15 protein-coding genes are annotated in these 18,394 nt (G+C 69.3%); 5 read left to right on the top strand and 10 right to left on the bottom strand.

From position 1 onward, the window contains the following. The first annotated feature begins 127 nt into the window (after positions 1–127). Positions 128–415 carry a putative quinol monooxygenase gene (locus BSZ36_RS06135; protein ID WP_094547028.1) on the top strand — a complete coding sequence of 96 codons (288 nt, stop codon included), beginning with the start codon at positions 128–130 and terminating at the stop codon, positions 413–415. Positions 416–491: 76 nt separating this feature from the next. Here BSZ36_RS06135 and BSZ36_RS06130 read toward each other — a convergent pair whose 3' ends face one another. The 9 genes from BSZ36_RS06130 to BSZ36_RS06095 all read right to left on the bottom strand — a co-directional run bounded on the left by BSZ36_RS06130 (position 492) and on the right by BSZ36_RS06095 (position 12,638). Continuing rightward, positions 492–2,054: a 4-coumarate--CoA ligase family protein gene (locus BSZ36_RS06130; protein ID WP_094547026.1), complete on the bottom strand. Its 1,563-nt coding sequence runs from the start codon at positions 2,052–2,054 to the stop codon at positions 492–494. A gap of 76 nt (positions 2,055–2,130) precedes the next feature. Continuing rightward, positions 2,131–3,864 (bottom strand): aldehyde dehydrogenase family protein, encoded by a 1,734-nt coding sequence (locus BSZ36_RS06125; protein WP_094547024.1) that lies wholly within the window; start codon positions 3,862–3,864, stop codon positions 2,131–2,133. Positions 3,865–4,069: 205 nt separating this feature from the next. Further along, the gene (locus tag BSZ36_RS06120) at positions 4,070–4,882 is read right to left on the bottom strand and encodes a polyphosphate kinase 2 family protein (protein WP_094547022.1); all 813 of its coding nucleotides are present in this window, start codon (positions 4,880–4,882) and stop codon (positions 4,070–4,072) included. 87 nt (positions 4,883–4,969) lie between these two features. Further along, entirely contained in the window at positions 4,970–5,584 is a 615-nt protein-coding gene (locus tag BSZ36_RS06115) for a DUF937 domain-containing protein (RefSeq protein ID WP_094547020.1), read from the bottom strand. 33 nt (positions 5,585–5,617) lie between these two features. Continuing rightward, on the bottom strand, positions 5,618–6,193 hold the full coding sequence (locus tag BSZ36_RS19675; RefSeq protein ID WP_218827582.1) for an aminotransferase class IV: 576 nt from the start codon (positions 6,191–6,193) through the stop codon (positions 5,618–5,620). 80 nt (positions 6,194–6,273) lie between these two features. Continuing rightward, complete coding sequence (gene pabB, locus BSZ36_RS06110; protein WP_218827581.1) at positions 6,274–7,500, bottom strand: aminodeoxychorismate synthase component I; 1,227 nt, start codon at positions 7,498–7,500, stop codon at positions 6,274–6,276. A 166-nt stretch (positions 7,501–7,666) separates the two neighbouring features. Next, positions 7,667–8,164, bottom strand: a complete 498-nt coding sequence (locus BSZ36_RS06105) for a hypothetical protein (RefSeq protein WP_143536785.1) — start codon at positions 8,162–8,164, stop codon at positions 7,667–7,669. 259 nt (positions 8,165–8,423) lie between these two features. Further along, entirely contained in the window at positions 8,424–11,897 is a 3,474-nt protein-coding gene (locus tag BSZ36_RS06100; RefSeq protein WP_094547016.1) for a methylmalonyl-CoA mutase family protein, read from the bottom strand. A 123-nt stretch (positions 11,898–12,020) separates the two neighbouring features. After that, positions 12,021–12,638, bottom strand: a complete 618-nt coding sequence (locus tag BSZ36_RS06095; RefSeq protein WP_094547014.1) for a 4'-phosphopantetheinyl transferase family protein — start codon at positions 12,636–12,638, stop codon at positions 12,021–12,023. A 163-nt stretch (positions 12,639–12,801) separates the two neighbouring features. Between BSZ36_RS06095 and BSZ36_RS06090 the strand changes: the two genes are divergently transcribed. The 4 genes from BSZ36_RS06090 (at position 12,802) to BSZ36_RS06075 (ending at position 17,421) form a co-directional block, all read left to right on the top strand. Beyond that, positions 12,802–14,508 carry an acyl-CoA dehydrogenase family protein gene (locus BSZ36_RS06090; protein ID WP_179271054.1) on the top strand — a complete coding sequence of 569 codons (1,707 nt, stop codon included), beginning with the start codon at positions 12,802–12,804 and terminating at the stop codon, positions 14,506–14,508. A 135-nt stretch (positions 14,509–14,643) separates the two neighbouring features. Continuing rightward, positions 14,644–15,285 (top strand): sulfotransferase family 2 domain-containing protein, encoded by a 642-nt coding sequence (locus tag BSZ36_RS06085; protein ID WP_094547010.1) that lies wholly within the window; start codon positions 14,644–14,646, stop codon positions 15,283–15,285. Then, positions 15,282–16,373 carry a glycosyltransferase gene (locus BSZ36_RS06080; RefSeq protein WP_094547008.1) on the top strand — a complete coding sequence of 364 codons (1,092 nt, stop codon included), beginning with the start codon at positions 15,282–15,284 and terminating at the stop codon, positions 16,371–16,373. The genes BSZ36_RS06085 and BSZ36_RS06080 overlap by 4 nt, the downstream gene beginning before the upstream one ends. Further along, positions 16,366–17,421: a glycosyltransferase gene (locus tag BSZ36_RS06075; protein ID WP_143536784.1), complete on the top strand. Its 1,056-nt coding sequence runs from the start codon at positions 16,366–16,368 to the stop codon at positions 17,419–17,421. The genes BSZ36_RS06080 and BSZ36_RS06075 overlap by 8 nt, the downstream gene beginning before the upstream one ends. Here the strand turns inward: BSZ36_RS06075 and BSZ36_RS06070 are convergent. Continuing rightward, positions 17,409–18,293 carry a glycosyltransferase family 2 protein gene (locus BSZ36_RS06070; RefSeq protein WP_179271053.1) on the bottom strand — a complete coding sequence of 295 codons (885 nt, stop codon included), beginning with the start codon at positions 18,291–18,293 and terminating at the stop codon, positions 17,409–17,411. The two genes, BSZ36_RS06075 and BSZ36_RS06070, sit on opposite strands and share 13 nt — an antisense overlap. Positions 18,294–18,394 lie beyond the last annotated feature (101 nt).

Genomic DNA, 18,394 nt, shown 5'->3' with positions numbered 1-18,394 from the left:
CCCTACCGCGATGTCCTCCGCGAAGCCTCGCCAGAGGCCGCGCCGGGCCCGGGTGCGCAGGCCTCTGGCGGGCACCGCGGCGCCGGCGCGCCGTACGCGCCTTTTCCCCCGCGCCTTGCGCCCCGCCATGCTCGTCGTACTCGCCACCATCACCGCCCAGCCCGACCACGCCCATGCGGTCCGCGACGTTCTCAGCGCGCTCGCGAAGACCTCGCGCCAGGACGACGGCTGCGAAGGCTACACGCTTACCCAGAGCGCGGACGATCCCGCCGTGTTCGTCACGGTCGAGCGGTGGCGCGACGCTGCGGCCTTGGAGGCCCACATGAACACGCCCCACATCGCGAAGGCGTTCGAGCGCGCGGGCGGTATGCTCGCGGCCAAGCCGGAGATCAAGCAGTACACGCCTGTCGGGTAAGCCTCTGGCGCGCCGCTCCTGCTGGCCTCTGGCGACAGTTCTGCGCCAGAGGCCGAACGCCTGCCTTCGCCAGAGGCTAGGCGCCGCGGTCCTGCGCCACGAGCAGGCGCCGGAGGATCTTGCCCGAAGCCGACTTCGGGATCTGGTCCGTAAAGGCCACCTGGCGCACCTTTTTGTACGGCGCGATGTTGTCCGCCGTGAACGCGATCACGTCCGCTTCGCTCATCTTGTGGTCCGGCTTGAGCACGACGTAGGCTTTGGGGATCTCGCCCGCCTCTTCGTCCGGGACAGGGATGACCGCGGCGTCCGCAATGGAATCGTGCGACAGCAAGAGCGCCTCCAGTTCGGCAGGTGGCACCTGGTAGCCCTTGTACTTGATGAGCTCTTTGACGCGGTCCACGATCGTGAAGTCGCCATCGGCGTCCGCGACCGCGACGTCGCCGGTGTGCAGCCAACCGTCGGCGTCGAGGGTGTGCGCCGTCGCCTCGTCGTTGCCGAGGTAGCCGCGCATCACGTTCGGCCCGCGCACCCAGAGCTCGCCTCTGGCGCCAGAGGCCACTTCCTCGCCCGTGTCAACATCAACCAGCATTGCGTCCATGCCGGCCACGACCGGCCCGACCGAGCCGTACTTGGTCCAGTTCTGCACGTCCGCCGGCACGAAGTGCGTCACGGGGCTGGCCTCGGTCATGCCGTAGCCCTGCTTGACCTCGCAGCCCAGCCGCTTGTGAACGGCCCCGGCGAGGTCTTCGCCGAGCGGCGCGGCGCCGGAAACGATGCGCTGGAGCGAGGACAGGTCGTACTCGGCCACGAGCGGGTGCTTGGCCAGCGCGACGAGAATCGGCGGGACCAGAAACGCCTTGGTCACCTTGTGATCCTGCATTAGCTGCAAGAACTCCACCAGGTCGAACCGCGACATCGAGACGACGGTCTGCCCGTTTCGCAGCGCGGCGTTGACGAGCAACGTCATGCCGTAAATGTGGAAAAACGGCAGGACCGCGATCAAGACGTCCTCTGGCGTCGCGTCGTCCACCGCCTCGAACTGCACGACGTTGGCGACGAGGTTGCGGTGCGAGAGCATCACGCCCTTTGGAAGCCCCGTCGTGCCCGACGAGTACGGCAGCGCCGCGAGCGCCTCGCGCGGGTCCAAGCCCGACAGGTCCGGCGCCCCGCTCGTCTCCCCCATCAGTTCCGCAAACGGCGTCGCGCCAGAGGCCTCGCCGAACACGAACACCTCCTCCACGCCTGCGCGGTCGGCGGCCTCTCGCGCCGTCTCCAGGAACGGCGGGACTGTGAGCAGAAAGCGCGCGCCCGAGTCCGCGAGCTGGTGCGCGAGTTCGTCGGCGGACGAGAGCGGGTTCATCGTCGTCGCGGTGCCGCCCGCGCGGAGCACGCCGTGGAACGCGATGGGGTACTCCGGCAGGTTCGGACTCAGGATGCCGAACACGTCGCCCGGCCCGAAGCCTCTGGCGGCGAGCCCGGCCGCCACGCGCTCCACGCCAGAGGCGAGGTCGGCGTACGTCACCGTCCGGCCGCTGGCGCCGTCGATGAGCGCGGGCTTGTCCCCGCGAGAGGCCGCGTCTTCCAGGACAAAGGCGTGGAGGAGTGCGTCGGGGACGGAGATCGGGGCGCCGGAATACATCGCGGGAGGGGTAAAGAGAAACAGAGCCGGGCTCGGCCGTCCGACCTCCGGCGTCGCGCCAGAGGCCTCTGGCGGGCTACCCGCGCAGCGCGGAGGCGAAGATGCCCGGCAGCTTGAGAGGGCTGGGACTCGCCGTAAAGTGCGTGAGGCGGCGCGCGGTGGTCTCGGCGGTCTCGTTGGTGACGAACCACAGCGGCTTGGGCGCCGTGTGGGTCTCGCCCAGGAGGACGGAGCGCGGGAATGGCGCGAAGGTGCCTTTCAGGACGGTTTTCTGCGGGCGCGAGAAGAGGTAGGAGTTGTGCACCACGCCCACGCCGCTCTGGATGTCGTCGCGCGTGTGTCCCGGAAACGCGCCCCAGGTGCCCTGCGCCATGAGGAAGCCGACGCCGCTCCACGCGTTGACGCCCACCGTGCCGTAGCGGAGCCGCGCGATGGCATCCCAGAACCGGTCACCCAGTTCGCTCAGCGTGCGCGGGTGGATGAGGATCGACACGCCGAGCGTGCCGACGACCTCGTCGTTGCAAAAGTCGACCGCGCGGTCCAGCCAGTCCCCGGCGTCCTCGCCGCCGGGCAGCGACGTGACGGCGAGGGCGCCGGCGAAGACTTCCTGCTGGAATGCGTACTCGTCGTCGTGCGGGACGTCGGCGATAAAGGCGCGCTCGCCAGAGGCCCCGAGGCGCTCGGCCGTACCGGGGTAGGCCTCGACGATGTCCTCCAGCCGGCCTTCGGCCCCGGGGTAGTACGCCGGGCGGTCGGGCAGATCACCGAGCACGCGACGTACGGACGAGAGGAAGGCGCTGCGCTGCGGCCACGCCTCGGGCAGGATCATGACCTGGCTCGCGATGCAGTTGAACCCCCCGTTGTGCATCTTCTGCGTCGCCACGTGCTCGGCCTGGAAGTCCAGGTCCGGCTCGCTCCAATGCCCCGGCACGACGATCACCGGCGAGACGCCGCCCAACTCACTCGTCATCCGCTTGTGGTTGATGGGCTCATCGCGCCTCTTGCGGGCCGCGCCCTCCTCCCCCGTTCCATACACGATGGCGTCGTGCGTCTGCGCGCTGCCGGTCATGTGGATCTCCTCCACCGCGTCGTGGCCAGTGAGGTACGCGCCAACATCGGCCCCGCCGTAGGCGAAGCGGACGTAGCCCGCGTCCACGAACTCGGCGAAGATGTCCTCGAAGATGGGGCCGAGGTAGCTGTTGACCGGGTTCATCTTGAGCAGGCACACCTGCCCTTCGGCGTACAGCTTGTAGAGCACGTCCAGCGGCGGGATAGACGCGATGTTGCCCGCACCGAGCACGAGCGCGACGGCGCCAGAGGGGTCTTCCTCCTGGTAAAACGTCGCCATCGTGCCCGGCACGTCCTCGGGCGTGACGCCTGGTTCCATCCACACATCCACCTCGGTCCCGCTGAAGAGCAGGTGGTCGTAGATGCCGTCCGGGACGACGCGCACGACGGTCTGCCCGTCGGGCCTCTGGCGCGTTTTCCCCTCCACCATCTCCGCCAGCGTGCCGGAGCGGACGTGCTCCAACGTCGCCTTGAGCGGCGCGATGTAGGAGACGAGCGCCCACGGCCCGCTTACCCACTCCTCGCCACGCAAGGACGACCCGATGGGCAAACCCTTTGCGCGAGAGGCCGCCGTTACCCACTGCCCCGCTACGCGGTCGATGCGTGCACGGAGACGGTCGAGGAGGTCGATCTTGCTCGCCAGAGGCAGGCGTGCCCACTCGGTCCGGTGCGCCACGAGATCGCCCAGCGCGGCGTCGATGGTGGCGTGGTCGGTGTCTGGGGGCGTCGGGACGAGTTCCATGGGGGCGGGGTGCGGTGGGGCCTCTGGCGCCAGGGGCTTGGCGCATGCCGCCGGAATCCTCTGGAAGGGGTGCCGGCGCAGAGGGCCGGTAAACGCCCGGGAGCACGGCCACAGTTCCGCCGCACCGTTCCTGGAAACGCGCCGCAGGGATGCCCTTTCACCCACCGGGCTCCTGCTACGGGAGCCGAGCGGTAGCACGGAAGTGCTACACGATGGCCTCTGGCGGGAACGCCTCGGGGTCGAACGTGGGGGCCGGGAACTGCGGGTCCATCTCCTCCAGCGCCTCGCGGACGATCTGGCTCACGATCGCGTTGCGGAAGTCGCGGTTTTCCGCCGGGACCACGTACCACGGAGCCTCTGGCGTGGAGGTCCGCGCAAGGGCCGTCTCGAAGGCGGCCATGTAGTCGCCCCACAGGGCGCGTTCCTTGAGATCCTCGGGGTTGAACTTCCAGTGCTTGTCCTCGCGCTCCAGGCGGCGCACGAGCCGCTCCTTCTGGTAGTCCTTCGAGATGTGGAGCATGATCTTGACCACCTTCGTACCGCCAGAGGCAAGCAGCCTCTCGAAGTTGACGATGTGGTCGTAGCGCGCCTCGATGGTCTCGCCAGAGGCCCAGCCGTGGACCTTGACGATCAGCACGTCCTCGTAGTGGCTCCGGTTGAACACGCCGATGTAGCCCGCTCCCGGCGCATGCTTGTGGACGCGCCAGAGGAAGTCGTGGGAGAGCTCTATGGGCGTGGGCTTTTTAAAGCTCCACACGCGCACGCCCTGCGGGTTGATGGGGCCGAAGACGTGGCGCGTGGTGGAGTCCTTCCCGCCGGCGTCCATGGCCTGGAACACCACGAGAAGCGACTGCTTGCTCTCGGCGTAGAGCCGCTCCTGCAGTTCCTCCAACGCCTCGGCGTTGCTGGCGAGGATCGCCTCAAGCGCGTCGTCGTCGAGCCCCTGGCTAACGTCGGTGGGGCGCGCGGCGAGGTCGACGGTCTCGCCGGGGGCGATGCGGAAAGGGGCGGTGTCCATGGGCCAGTAGTGTAGAGCGAGGCGAAAAAGGCGGCGCGGGCCTCTGGCGGGAGCAACGATGTGCCGACGCCAGAGGCCCGCCGCTCGCTAGCGGCCGAACAGCTTGCCGAGCGCGGCGCGTCCCGCCTGCGCGATCAGGTCGTCCTGGATGCTGCCGTCGCCGTCCTGGTCGAGGAAACCGGAGAGGTGGCCCAGGATGCCCTCGGGTGCAGCCTGGCGGGCGCGCTGGCTCTCGGCACCGAGGATGCCCGAAAGACCGGTCGAGTCCAGGTTGGACTGCCGCTGGCGCTTGGCGAGCGCTGCCATCACGATAGGCGCGAGCGTCATGAGCAGTTTCGCGACCTGCCCCTTGTCCAGTCCAGAGGCTTGGGCGACGCCCTGCTCTACGGTGTTCGCCTGTCCACCGAGGATGTGGCCGAGGATGCCCGCGCCGTCGGTGGCCTTGGAGCCGCCCATCGCGCCGGAGAGGAAGCCTCCGAGGTTGTCGAGCAACGAGCCGTCGTGGTCGCGCTGGAGCGCGTTTGCGAGGCTCTGCGCGCCCTGCGTGTTGTTGGTGTTGCGGTTCATCGCCGCGAGGATCGCGGGAAGCGCGGCGGCTACGGCCGTCTGCGTTTTGTTCTGGTCCGCGCCGATGGCGTTGGCCAACTGGCCCATGTTCTGGCCGCCGAGGTTGGCGGCGAGGAGGTCGAGGATTCCAGCCATGTCAGTGATTCAGAGGAGTAGTGGGAGATGCGCTCACGGGTCGCGAGCAAGAAGGTTCACAGGCATCACGCCTCGAACCGCGTTGGTGAGCAGGATAGCATCGGCCGTATGCAGGTCCTCTGGCGCCAGAGGCGCCTCACCCGCGCCGTCTGCGATCAGCCTCTGGCGCATTACGCCTCCCAGCCCTCCCGACGAGAGCGGCGGCGTGAGGAGCGCGTCGCCACGGCGGACGAACACGTTGGAGCGCGCGCCCTCCATGACCTCGCCTCTCGCGTTGATCAAAATGGGTTCGTCCACGCCCACGCCAGAGGCCCACGCGAGGGCACGGTCGTAGTGCGCGCGGGCGGTCGTTTTCGACGTGCAGCGCCACGTCCCAGCCTCGGCGATGGGCTCGGGGTACACGGCAACCGTTGTCCAGACCTCTGGCGGCAACGGTGAGGCCGCGACCTCGTGCGTGCCATCGCGCCAGAGGCAGAGCCGGAGCCGGGCGGGCTCTCCAAAGGCAGCGGTGCGTCGGACGCTTTCGGTCACGGGCGCGAGGTCGAGCGCGAAGCCCAGCTCTCCAGCCGAGCGGGCAAGCCTTGCGAGGTGGAGGTCCAGCAGGGTCACTTCTCCCCTCTCGGCGCTCATCGTTTCCAGCAGGGCCGTGCCAGGGGGAACGCGTGGGGATGGTGCTTCTGGCGACGGGATCACGGGGCGTTCGCGCCAGAGGCGAGATCGGTGAGCGGGCGCGCTTTAAGCCAGCACTCGGCCCACTCGCTCGCGGCGTCGGAATCCCACACGACGCCGGAGCCCACCCGGTATTCGCCGCGGGCGCCCCGGAACGTGGCCGTGCGGATGGGCACGTTGAAGGCGGCCCAGCCCAGGCCACCGCCAGAGGCCGGGGCGGCGTACCCGATGGCGCCGCAGTACACGCCGCGCGGCGTGTCTTCGAGGTCGCGGATGATCTCCATCGCGCGGAGTTTGGGCGCGCCGGTGACGGAGCCGCAGGGGAACAGCGCGCGGAACACGTCCGAGAGCGCCGCCTCTGGCGCGAGGTCGGCCTGGACCGTCGAGGTCATCTGGGTCACGGTGGGGTAGCGCTCGGCGTGGAACAGACGCGGAACGCGCACACTGCCAGGAGCCGCAACCCGGCCCAGGTCGTTGCGCAGGAGGTCGACGATCATGAGGTTCTCGGCGCGGTTTTTTTCGTCGGCCGTCAGGCCCGCAGCGAGCGCGTCGTCGGCCTCTGGCGTGGCGCCACGAGCGGCGGTGCCTTTCATGGGGCGCGCGGTGATCGTCCGCCCGCCGCCAGAGGCCTGGATGCGGAAGAACAGCTCGGGCGAGAGTGAGAGCACGTCGAGATCTCCCGAGCGGACGAGGGCACCGTAGGCCGTCGGCTGCGCGGCGCGGAGCGCGCCGTAGAGGCCGAGCGGGTCCCCCTCGGCCTCGAACGCCAGAGGCCACGTGAGGTTGATCTGGTACACGTCGCCGTCGCGGATGTGCTGCCGCACGCGGCCGATGCGCTCGGCGTATGTCGCCTCGCGGAGCCCCGCCGTCAGGTTGGCCACCTTGCCTCTGGTGCCCAGCGCGCGGTCCAAATCGTCCGGCGCGACCTCGGTCGGCGCGTCGTACACGCCGAACCACGCCAGAGGCGCATGGTAGTCCGCGCCGGAGAAGCGCTCCGACTCGAACGCGTACCCGGCTTCATACGCCAGCCAGCCTGCGACGTGGTGGCCTCCGGCGAGCGCGTTATCGACCTGCGCGAGCACCGGCTTCACGTCGGCAAGGGTATCCGCGCGGAGCACTTTGTGCGGGTCCGCGAACAGCCACGCGCCCGCACGGCCGGTGTCGGCATCCGCCAGAGGCCCGTCGAGCAGAACGGTGCCGGTCCTGCGTAGGGTCTCCGCCAGAGGCGTCGGGAGCGCGCGCGTCATGGGCGGTTCACGGCGAGCGCTGCCGGTCCGTTCCCGCCTCTGGCGCAGGAGGCGCGCGCCGGCGAGCGGGCACAAACAAGAGCGGCGCGAGCCCACTGCAGCGATGCCGCAGACAGGCCCGCGCCGCCTCTCTCCTTCGCCTGGAGATCGGGGGCACCCGCGGGTGCTATTGGAGGTTGTCCCAGTTTGGCATCACGTCCGACTCGCCGGAGTCCGGGCCGGTGAGGTTGGCGAGCGCGGGGCCGAGCGCCGCGCGGAAGTCGCGGGCGCGCATCCGTTCGAGGACGTCGCCACGGCCTGCGCAGTAGCCCAAGAGCGCGTGCGGACGCTGCATCTCTTTGAGTCCCTCGCGGACGATCCACACGTGCCACGGACGGCAGTCCTCGGTATCGAACGGGCCGAGCAGCCGCGCATACAGGCGGTTGGCCGCGCGCTCGACAGAGGACTCGTCGGTCAGCTCTCCCATTTCGAGCAGCCGCTGCAGGCCGCCCCAGATGTACCCCGCCAGGAAGTCGTGCTGACCGTCGGAGAGGTCCAGCCGGGAGTGCGGGCCCGAGAACCCGAGGTCTTCAAGCGGCCGCTTGATGCACGCCTCGACATGGGCCACCGCTTCGCGGATCATGGCCTCGACGTATGCGGGGGATTTGGGAGCGCCAGACGGCATCGGATGTGGTGGGCAGAGAGGGAAAACAGGCAACTGCGGTCTCCCCTTGACAACACCCCGCCCCCTCCGCGCCCAACCCATTCAACCGCCACGGATGTCACGCGAGCGTTCCACCACCAGGCCTCTGGCGTGGCACCGTCCCGTTTTGGGCCCAGCTCCCATACGTGAGACATACGGCCACCTCTGGCGGCACCGCGCCAAAGGCGAGGCCGCTGCGCCAGAGGCCGGTGGTTCGCGGCACGGCCTCTGGCGCGATGCTCTACATGTTGCGCCGGTACTGCCCGCCGACCTCGAAGAGCGCGCTCGTGATCTGCCCCAGCGAGCAGACGCGGACGGCCTCCATCAGCTCCGGGAAGACGTTCTGCCTCTGGCGGGCCGCGGCCTGGAGGGCGGCGAGAGCCTGGGGGGCCGCGTCGGCGTTGCGCGCGTGGAAGGCACCGAGGTTGGCGAGCTGGTGCTGCTTCTCCGCATCGGTCCCGCGCATGAGTTCGACGCCTGCGTCGCCGTCGCCAGAGGCCTCTGGCGCGAGAAACGTGTTGACGCCGATGACGGGAAGCTCACCGCTGTGCTTGCGGTGCTCGTACAGCATCGACTCCTCCTGGATTTTGCCGCGCTGGTACATCGTCTCCATCGCGCCGAGGACGCCGCCGCGGTCGGAGATGCGCTCGAACTCGCGGAGCACGGCCTCTTCGACCAGATCGGTCAGCTCGTCCACGATGAACGCGCCCTGGAGCGGGTTCTCGTTTTTGGCGAGGCCGAGTTCGCGGTTGATGATGAGCTGGATCGCCATCGCGCGGCGCACGCTCTCCTCGGTCGGGGTCGTGATCGCCTCGTCGTAGGCGTTGGTGTGGAGCGAGTTGGTGTTGTCGTAGATCGCGAGCAGCGCCTGGAGCGTCGTCCGGATGTCGTTGAACTGGATCTCCTGCGCGTGCAAGCTCCGGCCACTCGTCTGGATGTGGTACTTGAGCTTCTGGGACCGGTCGCTCGCGCCGTAGAGGTCGCGCATGGCGACGCTCCAGATGCGCCGCGCGACGCGCCCGATGACGGTGTACTCGGCGTCCATCCCGTTCGAGAAGAAGAACGAGAGGTTGGGCGCGAAGGCGTCCACGTCCATGCCTCTGGCGCGGTAGGCCTCGACGTACGTGAAACCGTTGGCGAGCGTGAACGCGAGCTGCGAGATGGGGTTGGCGCCCGCCTCGGCGATGTGGTAGCCCGAGATGCTGACCGAGTAGAAGTTGCGCACGCCCCAGTCGATAAACGACTGCTGCACGTCGCCCATGAGCTTGAGCGAGAACTCGGTCGAGAAGATGCAGGTGTTTTGCGCCTGGTCCTCTTTGAGGATGTCGGCCTGGACCGTCCCGCGCACCTTCGTCAGCGTTTCGGCCTTGATGCGCGCGTAGGTGTCGGCGTCCAGCACGCCCCACTCGACGAGTTGGGCGCCCGACGTGCCCAGGAGTCCGAGCCCGGACCCGTCGTGGCCTTCGGGCAGACCGTCGGCCAGTCCGTTGGGGCCGTACGGGACGTACTGCGGCCGATCGTCGCCCAGACGCTTCTGAATCTCGGCGTCAGCATCTCGCCATAGGCCTTCAGCTTTGAGGTACGCCTCCACCTGCTGGTCGACCGCGGTGTTGAGAAACATCGCGAGGATCGTCGGCGCGGGGCCGTTTATCGTCATGCTCACGCTCGTCGTCGGCGCGGCGAGGTCGAAGCCCGAATAGAGCTTCTTCATGTCGTCCAGCGTGCAGATGCTCACGCCAGAGGTGCCGACCTTGCCGTAGATGTCGAGGCGCGGATCGGGGTCGCGGCCGTAGAGCGTGACGCTGTCGAACGCGGTCGAGAGGCGCTTTGCGGGAAGGCCGGTGCTGACGAGGTGGAACCGGCGGTTGGTCCGCTCGGGCGTGCCTTCGCCGGCGAACATGCGCGTCGGGTCCTCGCCCTCGCGCTTGAGCGGGAAGACGCCTGCCGTGAAGGGAAAGAAGCCGGGCAGGTTATCCAGGAGAGCGAACCGCAGGCGCTCGCCCGGCGCCTCGGTCTTGGGCAGCGCCACGCGGGGGACCTTGAGGCCGCTCAGGGTCTCGCGGTAGAGCGGCTGCCGGATGTCCTTGCCGCGGACGGTGTAGACGTACTCGTCCTGCGTGTACTGGTGCGCGAGGGCGTCCCAGTTGTCGAGGATGGCGCGGGAGCGTGGGTCCAGTTTGTCCCACCAGTGCGCCGCCATCTGGTCCAGGCGCTCGGCCAGCTGCTCTTTGTCCTCTGGCGCCCAGTCCTCGACCTGGGCACGGGCGCCAGAGGCCTCGCCCCACTTTTTCGCGATCTCGGCCTGTGCCTCTGCCCACGTCTTGTAGTCGCGGCACGTGTCCGCGATCTCCGCCAGGTAGCGCTGGCGCGACGGCGGCACGATGGAGAGCCCCGCGGGATCGACCTCGGGAAGCGTCTCGGCGTCGAACAGGTTGCTGGCGTGCGTCCAGCCGTGCTCCTGCATCTGCGCCAGAAGCCCGAGGTAGAGGCGCGAGACGCCGGGGTCGTCGAAGCGGGCCGCCATCGTCGGGTAGACGGGCATGGCCTCTGGCGAGACGGAGAAGGCGCCGCGGTTGCGCTGCACCTGCTTGCGGATGTCGCGCAGGGCGTCCTCGGCGCCGCGCTTCTCGAACTTGTTGAGGGCGACCAAGTCGGCCGAATCCAGCATCCCGATCTTTTCCAACTGCGTCGGCGCACCGAAGTCGCTGGTCATGACGTAGAGGCTCACGTCGACCAGGTCCGTCACCTCGGTATCGCTCTGGCCGATGCCTGCCGTCTCGATGATGACGAGGTCGTAGCCCGCCGCGCGGCACACGCCGACGGCCTCACGGAGCGCGGCACTCGTGGCCTTGTGCGCCTGGCGCGTCGCGAACGAGCGCATGTACACGCGGTCGGCGTGCTCGCCATAGAGCGAGTTCATGCGGATGCGGTCGCCGAGGAGCGCGCCGCCCGTCCGCTTGCGCGTCGGGTCGACGGAGAGGACCGCCAGCTTCAACTCGGGGAAGTCGCTCAGGAAGCGCCGCACCAGTTCGTCGGTGAGGGTGGACTTGCCCGCGCCGCCCGTGCCAGTGATGCCGACCACGGGGGCTGGGGACTGGGGACCGGGGACTGCAAGCCGCGCCTCTGGCGCCGCACCATCGCCAGAGGCCACATTGCTCGCCTCAACGGCCGTCAGCGCGCGCGCGACGGTCTGCACGCCCGCGCCAGAGGCCACCGCAACGTCCGTCTCGCCTCTGGCGCCAGAGGGGTCCTCCCCCCCAGTCCCCAGTCCCGATTCCCCGGCCCCCCGCCGGCGCCCCTCGGCGTCGGCGACCCCGATCATGTGCTCGATCATGCCCTCCAGGCCCATGCGCATGCCGTCCTCTGGCGCGTAGATCTTCGCCACACCGTGCGCCTCCAACTCGCGGATCTCGTCGGGAACGATCGTCCCGCCACCGCCACCGAAGACCTGGATGTGACCTGCGCCGCGCTCCTTGAGCAGGTCCACCATGTACTTGAAGAACTCGACGTGGCCGCCCTGATACGACGAGATCGCGATGCCCTGCGCATCCTCTTGGATGGCCGTGTCGACGATGTCCACCACGGACCGGTCGTGGCCGAGGTGGATCACCTCGGCGCCCTTGGCCTGCAAGATGCGCCGCATGATGTTGATGGCGGCGTCGTGCCCGTCGAACAGGCTGGCGGCGGTGACGAAGCGGACGGGAGAGTCAGGCATGGGAGATCTGGAAGCGCTTTGCAAGCTAGAACGCCTCTGGCGAGCCAGCGGTCCGGGCGCGCGGGAGTCGTCTGGAATCCACGCGCAGTCCTCCAGCACAGAACGCCGCCCGCGCAGATGTCACTACCCCGCGAGAGCAAGCGACACCCACACGTCTCCGCGCCGCTCGTAGCGCAGGCGCCAGAGGCCCCCGCCCCCGTCGCGCGCGACGAGCCGCTGGCGCGACGCGTCGTGCTCCGAGAGCGTCACCGAGCGCATCCCCGCGCGCAGCCCCGTCTGGCAGCCTTTGAGGACCGCTTCCTTCAACGACCACAGCAGCGTTTGCGCCTCGTCCGTTGGCCCGCCCAGGGCGTCCAAAAGCGCGTGCTCCTCCGGCGCCAGCATCCGTCGCCAGAGGCCCGGGTGACGCGGCAGAATGCGTTCGAGGTCGAACCCGACCGGCGTCTCCGCGAGCACCGCCCCGCCGATGGCCTCGCCACGTCCCGCGTGGCCGATGGAGACGTACAGCGGTGCGCCCACTACCACTGGAGCGCCCGACGCGGCGACCGCCAGCGGCGCGGCCTCTGGCGCTACCCCCAGCGCCTCACCGATCAACGTGCGCGCCGCCGTACGGCCGAGCACGAAGCCGATCCGCCGGTCGGGGTGCACGAACTCCTCCAGCCGCTCCCGCTCGCCGGGCGAGAGCACGTCGGGCCTCGCGCCAGAGGCGCCGAGCAGGCGGAGGGAAGGCAGGCGGTCCATGGCGCAGAGTACCGCCGCCAGAGGCCTCTGGCGAACCGATCCCGTAACAGGCGAACCCTGACCCGCGCCGTGCGTCACAGCGTTAGCATCCCCACTTCCGACGGCGCCTGTGACGACGGAGGTCGCATGCGAAGGTCGCCGGCTCTATCCCTACATTATGGACATGCCTTCTCGCTCCAACCCGAAGTCCGTCACCGACTACCTCTCGGAGGTGGTCCGCCCTGCGGCCCAGGACGCCGCCGACCGTGCCCGCTTGCGCTGGGATGAGACGACGGGGAAATGGAGCGAGCGCTGGGACGAAGCCAAAGGCGGCGTCCGCGCCACCATCGATGAGGCCTCTGTGGGGCTGAGCGGCTACCTGGACGAGTACCGCGGCCGCTTGCGCAACCTTTTCGACTCGCGCTTGGACCTCGACACCCTCGCGCTTCAGCGCGGCCTCCCGCCGTTCGCGATGCGCGAGATTCGCGGCTCGCGTGCGCTGGCCGATCTCCACGCGCTCGCGGACGATCCTCTAGCGGCCTACATCCCCGCGGAGTACGGCGGGCGCGGCGCGCACATCAAGGAGGGCTTGGCGGTTCTGGAGGCCACAGGCTACGAGTCCCTCCCGCTCTGCCTGATGGTGGGGATCAACGGCGGCCTGTTCCTGCAGCCCGTCGCGAAGTACGCGGACGAGACGTTCAAAAAGGAGGTCTTCCGCCGCTTTCTGGACGGAAAGAGCATGGGCGGGCTCATGATCACCGAGCCCGACTACGGCTCGGACGCGCTCAAGATGAAGACGACCGCCACGCCCAACGGCAACGGCGGCGTGCACATCCAGGGCACCAAGCACTGGGCCGGCCTCACCGGCTGGGCCGACTACTGGCTCCTCACCGCCCGCCCGACGGGCAAGAACGGCGAGCCCGGCCGCGACATCGGTTTCTACGTGGCCGACGTGACGCAGCCCGGGCAGCGAATCACCGTCGAGGAGACGTTCGCCAACCTCGGGCTCTACATGATCCCGTACGGCCGCAACAAGCTCGACCTCACGGTCCCGGCCGTCCAGCAACTCCAACCCACCTCGACGGGCATCAAGATGATGCTCGATATCCTGCACCGCAGCCGCCTCCAGTTCCCCGGCATGGCCATGGGCTTTCTCCGCCGCATGCGCGACGAAGCCCAGCTCCACGCCGAGGAGCGGTTCGTAGGCGGAAAGGCACTGGCGGACTACGATCAGGTGCAGGCCCGCCTCGCCAAGCTCCAGGCCGACGCGACGATCTGCGGCGCGATGTGCCTCTACACGTCTGAGAACGCGGGGCTCGAAGTGGACTCGTCGTCCATGTCGCTGGCGGCCAACTCGTTCAAGACCACGATGTCGGACGCGATGCACGACGCGGCGCAGTCCTACCTCCAGCTCTCGGGCGCGAACGGGTACCGGCAGGACCACCTCGCCGGCCGCTCCGTCACGGACAGCCGCCCCTTCCAGATCTTCGAGGGCTCCAACGACATCCTGTACGAGCAGGTCGCCGACGCCGTGCTCAAGGGCATGCGCAAGGCCAAGATCTCACGCCTCAGCACCTACCTCGCCGAGCGCGAGCCGCTGACGCAGAAGGCCTCTGGCGCGATGAGCGACCTCTTTGACTTCGACGTGGACCTCACCATCTCGCAGCGCAAGACCGTCGACCTCGGCCGGGCGCTCGCTAAGGCCGTCGCCATCGGGACGGTTGTCGAGATGGGCGACCGCGGCTACCCGACGGAATTGATCTCCCAGGCCGTCGATAGCCTCCGTGATCGCATCCAGGGACACCTCGCGCATTTCCACTCGCCAGAGGCCCCCGGTCTCGTGGCGGGCGCGACCTCGTCGCCGTCGTGGCTCGGTTTCGTGCAGTCGTAAAGGGCCCGTAGGGAGCGTTCACGGGGCATCCCCGGGTCCCCTACCGGGGCGGGCCTGAACGTCCGTCAGGGCCGGCGTTTGCCGGACCCGAGAGCGTGCCTGCGCGTGAAGGAGAGGCCCTTCTCCTCCTTCCGTATGCACGTGCACGCCCCGCCGTTAGACCCCGGCAACTGGACCTACGACGTCCGCCCGATGGTCAGGACGAAAACTGTTTTCGTCCACGTCCCCAAGACAGCCGGACTGGCCATCGCGCGAGCCGTCTATGGCTCGGAAGGTGGTGGACACCGGACGGTGCGGGAGTACGAGGAGGAGTTTGGCCCAGAGCTCTTGGCGGAGATGTTCACGTTCGCTTCCGTCCGCGATCCTGCCGAACGCGTCGCCTCTGCTTACCGCTATCTCAAACGCGGGGGAATCAACCCGGCCGACGCGCGAGAGGCCGCCGAGACCGTCGATGGGTATGAGAATCTCGAAGCGTTCGTGCTCGATCCCGAGGGGCTGAAAGCGTCGCTTTCGCATCTCCACTTCCGGCCGCAGCATGAGTTCGTGTGCGCCAGCGGCGGAGACCTGGCGGTGGATCATCTGATCCGCTACGAAAGCCTCCACGACGACTACGAGCGGGTTCGGCGCCGCGTCCGAGGCCGCTCGCTGTTCCACCTGAACGGCACGCATGGCTCCTCCGCCGACGACGCCCAGGCGCTTTCGCCTCTGGCGCGCTGGACCATCGCCGAGGCGTACGACGCGGACTACCGCCTCCTTGGATACGACTTGCCGATATGACCGGACCTCTTCGCATCGGCCTTCTCGCTACGGCCCGGTACCCGATCTGCGAGCCGTTCAACGGGGGCCTCGCCTCCCACGTCGCCACGCTGGCTCGCGGCCTCGCCCGCCGGGGCCACGCCGTCACGCTTTTCGCCGCCGAGGGATCGGACGTAGGCCCGGGGGTACCGGTCCAGTCGCTCGGCCCCGCCAGCGGCCTCGCGTTCTCGGAAGCCGCCAAGCGCGACATCTCCATGCTTGCGGGCCCGTTTATGCAGGAGCACCACGCGTACCTGTCTCTCCTGACGGACCTCGCCAGCGCGGACAGCTTCGACATCATCCACAACCATAGCTTTCACTACCTCCCCATCACGATGGCGCCGGCCATCCGAGCGGGCCACGTCACGACGTTCCACGCGCCGCCGACGCCGTGGCAGGAAAGCGCAGCGCTCTGCTTGCCTCCTCACGAGCGACCGGAGTTCCTGACCGTCTCGGGCTCCAACCAGCGCGCGTGGTCTGCCTCGCTCTCCGGCGTCGGCGTCGTGCCCAACGGGATCGACCTTTCGGATTGGCCGCTCTCGTCGACGGCCTCTTGCGAGCACGCGGTGTGGACCGGCCGTTTGGTCCCAGAGAAAGGCCCGCACTACGCCATCGACGCCGCGCGGCGGGCGGGATTCAAGGTGGTTCTCGCCGGTCCGGCCTCGGACCCGGACTACTTCGAGGCCGAGATCCGCCCTCGTCTTGGCGTCCACGTCGAGTTTGCAGGCCACCTCACGCAGCGAGAGCTCGGGGGCCTCATCGGCGAGTGCGGGGTGGCGCTGAGCACGCCACGGTGGGAAGAGCCGTTCGGGCTCACGACCGTGGAAGCGCTCGCGTGCGGAACACCCGTTGCGGCGTTCGACCGCGGCGCCATGCGCTCCCTGCTGTGCGACCGCAGCGGCCGGATCGCCGCGCCGGACTGCATCGACTCCCTGGCCGCTGCGGCGCTTGAAGCGGTTGGCCTCTCGCGCGAAGACGCCCGGGCTCGCGCCGAGCAGATCGCTTCGGTGGACGGCATGTTGGACGGCATCGAGGCCGTGTACCACCGCGCACTTGGACGCCTTGACTGAGCCCGCGCGGATCGGCTACTACGCGCACCACCACGGACGGGGGCACGTCGCGCGTGCGCTCGCCATCCTCGCCCGGGTCCGCGCCGCGGCCACGTTGTTCACCTCGGCGCCGGTTCCTACCGACGCCCTCCCGCCCAACGTCGGGGTTTGCGTGCTCCCCCCTGACCTCCCTCGCCCTGGCGGTGAAGAGCCCCCTCCGGGCGGCCTCCATTACGCGCCTCTGGCGCACCCAGGAGTTTGCGAGCGGATGGCGGCCATCGCGGCGTGGGCCGCCAGAGGCCCCGCGCTGATGGTGGTGGACGTATCGGTTGAGGTGGCCGTTTTCGCTCGGCTGCTGTCCCTGCCCGTCGTCGTGGTGCGGCAGCATGGAGAGCGGACGGACGCGCCGCACCAGGCGGCGTACGAAGCGGCCGTCGCCTGCCTCGCGCCGTTCCCGGAGGCGTTGGAGTCCCCCGGCACGCCAGAGACCGTCCGGCGCGCGACGGTCTACGCCGGCGGTCTCAGCCGCTTTGCGGGGCGCGCGCGTCCTCAGACGTTCTGCCCGCGCACCGTCTGCCTGGTGGGCGGAGGCGGGAGCGGAGGCCCGGAGTCCAGCCCGGCATGGACCTCCCAGGATGTCGCCGACGCGGCGCGCGCCACACCGGGCTGGACATGGACGTGGGTGGGCGGCGACGCCAGCACCGACACCCCCGCATCGCTCCGCACGCCCGGCTGGATTGACGACCCGTTCCCGCTTCTGGCGAGCTCGGAGGTCGTAGTGGCCTCTGGCGGGCACAACGCCACGATGGAGGCGGCGGCGGCCGGGCGTCCGCTCGTCGTGATCCCCGAGGCTCGGCCATTTCAGGAGCAAGTCCGCAAGGCGGAAGCTCTCGCACGGGCAGGCGCCGCGACGGCCCTGGAGCGCTGGCCGGCGCCAGAGGCCTGGGCGGACATCCTAGACCGCGCCTCCCGGCGTGACCCCGCCCCATTGCGTGCGCTGGCCGATCCCGACGCGCCCGCTCGCGCGGCCCAGCTTTTAGACGATCTCGCCGTGCGCTACGCCGTTTGAGCGTCCCTAAATGGCCGCGCCAGCGTGAACCTCGCGGCCTCGATCTCTTCTTCGGTGGGCTGGCGCACGAGCGTGGCGCGCTCGGCCTCTGGCGACCACTCGACAAGGCCGAGGTCGACGTAGCCCTGGAGCCATCCCTCCATGGGCCAGCGTCCCCACTTGTCGCGGAAGCGCTGCGCGTTGGCGAGCGTGGCCTCAACTTGCTGCACGGGAGGCTCGAACACGTCATGGTGCCGGTGGAACACCGTGGCGCCGCCGACGACCGCGAGAGGCACGCCTGCCTCTCGTGCGGCGACGGCTAGGTCCGTGTCCTCGCCGGCGTAGCCGCCGTAGCCCTCGTCAAAGCCGCCGAGCCGGGTAAACGTCTCGCGTCGGAACGCCATGCACAGGCCCCAGGCGAGTTCGTGCGCGTCGCTCAAGCGCCAAAGGCTCTCCGGTGGGACAGGCCGGGCGGGGTGAGGCCGGCTTTCAGCGTAGAGCGCATCTACGTCCCGAAGGTCGTGCTCTCCAGGCGGGAGGTAGCGGACTTCGGCGATGGCGAGGGCGTCGACGGCGCGCAGCGTGTCGTCCAGCGCGGAGAGTGTGCCGGGGGCCGGCAGGCAGTCGGCGTCGAGGAAGAGGATGTGGTCGGACGTGGCGGCGCGGGCGCAGGCGTTCCGCGCGTGGCTGTACGGGATGCGGTCGCCGTCGCTGCCGATGTCCAGCAGGCGGACGGGGAACGGCGTCTCAGGAAGGTGCGGTGTGGGGTCCTCCCCTCCGCATACGGCCACGACGACCTCGGCGGGGGGATCGGGCGCGTGCGCGAGTGAGTCGAGCAGGCTGGCGAGGTAGGCCGTCCGGTTGCGGACAAGCGTGAGGAGGCTGAGCGGCATGGGTCCGGGGCAGTTTGTGCCCCCTACGCGGGGCGCGCCACGCGGCTCCGGCGCCCGAGGCCTCTGGCGCGAGGTTCGGGGTCTGCCCGGGGAGCTCTCCC

Source organism: Rubricoccus marinus (assembly GCF_002257665.1).
Taxonomy (GTDB): Bacteria; Bacteroidota; Rhodothermia; order Rhodothermales; family Rubricoccaceae; genus Rubricoccus; species Rubricoccus marinus.
This window is presented reverse-complemented; position numbering and strand designations above follow the sequence as displayed.

What these genes read in the sequence shown, in the direction of transcription:
- BSZ36_RS06080 (WP_094547008.1), top strand. Translation starts at nt 15,282, where the DNA reads ATGACCGGACCTCTTCGCATCGGCCTTCTCGCTACGGCCCGGTACCCG.
- BSZ36_RS06100 (WP_094547016.1), bottom strand. Translation starts at nt 11,897, where the DNA reads ATGCCTGACTCTCCCGTCCGCTTCGTCACCGCCGCCAGCCTGTTCGAC.
- pabB (WP_218827581.1), bottom strand. Translation starts at nt 7,500, where the DNA reads ATGACGCGCGCGCTCCCGACGCCTCTGGCGGAGACCCTACGCAGGACC.
- BSZ36_RS06130 (WP_094547026.1), bottom strand. Translation starts at nt 2,054, where the DNA reads ATGTATTCCGGCGCCCCGATCTCCGTCCCCGACGCACTCCTCCACGCC.
- BSZ36_RS06120 (WP_094547022.1), bottom strand. Translation starts at nt 4,882, where the DNA reads ATGGACACCGCCCCTTTCCGCATCGCCCCCGGCGAGACCGTCGACCTC.
- BSZ36_RS06095 (WP_094547014.1), bottom strand. Translation starts at nt 12,638, where the DNA reads ATGGACCGCCTGCCTTCCCTCCGCCTGCTCGGCGCCTCTGGCGCGAGG.
- BSZ36_RS06115 (WP_094547020.1), bottom strand. Translation starts at nt 5,584, where the DNA reads ATGGCTGGAATCCTCGACCTCCTCGCCGCCAACCTCGGCGGCCAGAAC.
- BSZ36_RS06135 (WP_094547028.1), top strand. Translation starts at nt 128, where the DNA reads ATGCTCGTCGTACTCGCCACCATCACCGCCCAGCCCGACCACGCCCAT.
- BSZ36_RS06085 (WP_094547010.1), top strand. Translation starts at nt 14,644, where the DNA reads ATGCACGTGCACGCCCCGCCGTTAGACCCCGGCAACTGGACCTACGAC.
- BSZ36_RS06070 (WP_179271053.1), bottom strand. Translation starts at nt 18,293, where the DNA reads ATGCCGCTCAGCCTCCTCACGCTTGTCCGCAACCGGACGGCCTACCTC.
- BSZ36_RS06105 (WP_143536785.1), bottom strand. Translation starts at nt 8,164, where the DNA reads ATGCCGTCTGGCGCTCCCAAATCCCCCGCATACGTCGAGGCCATGATC.
- BSZ36_RS06125 (WP_094547024.1), bottom strand. Translation starts at nt 3,864, where the DNA reads ATGGAACTCGTCCCGACGCCCCCAGACACCGACCACGCCACCATCGAC.
- BSZ36_RS06090 (WP_179271054.1), top strand. Translation starts at nt 12,802, where the DNA reads ATGCCTTCTCGCTCCAACCCGAAGTCCGTCACCGACTACCTCTCGGAG.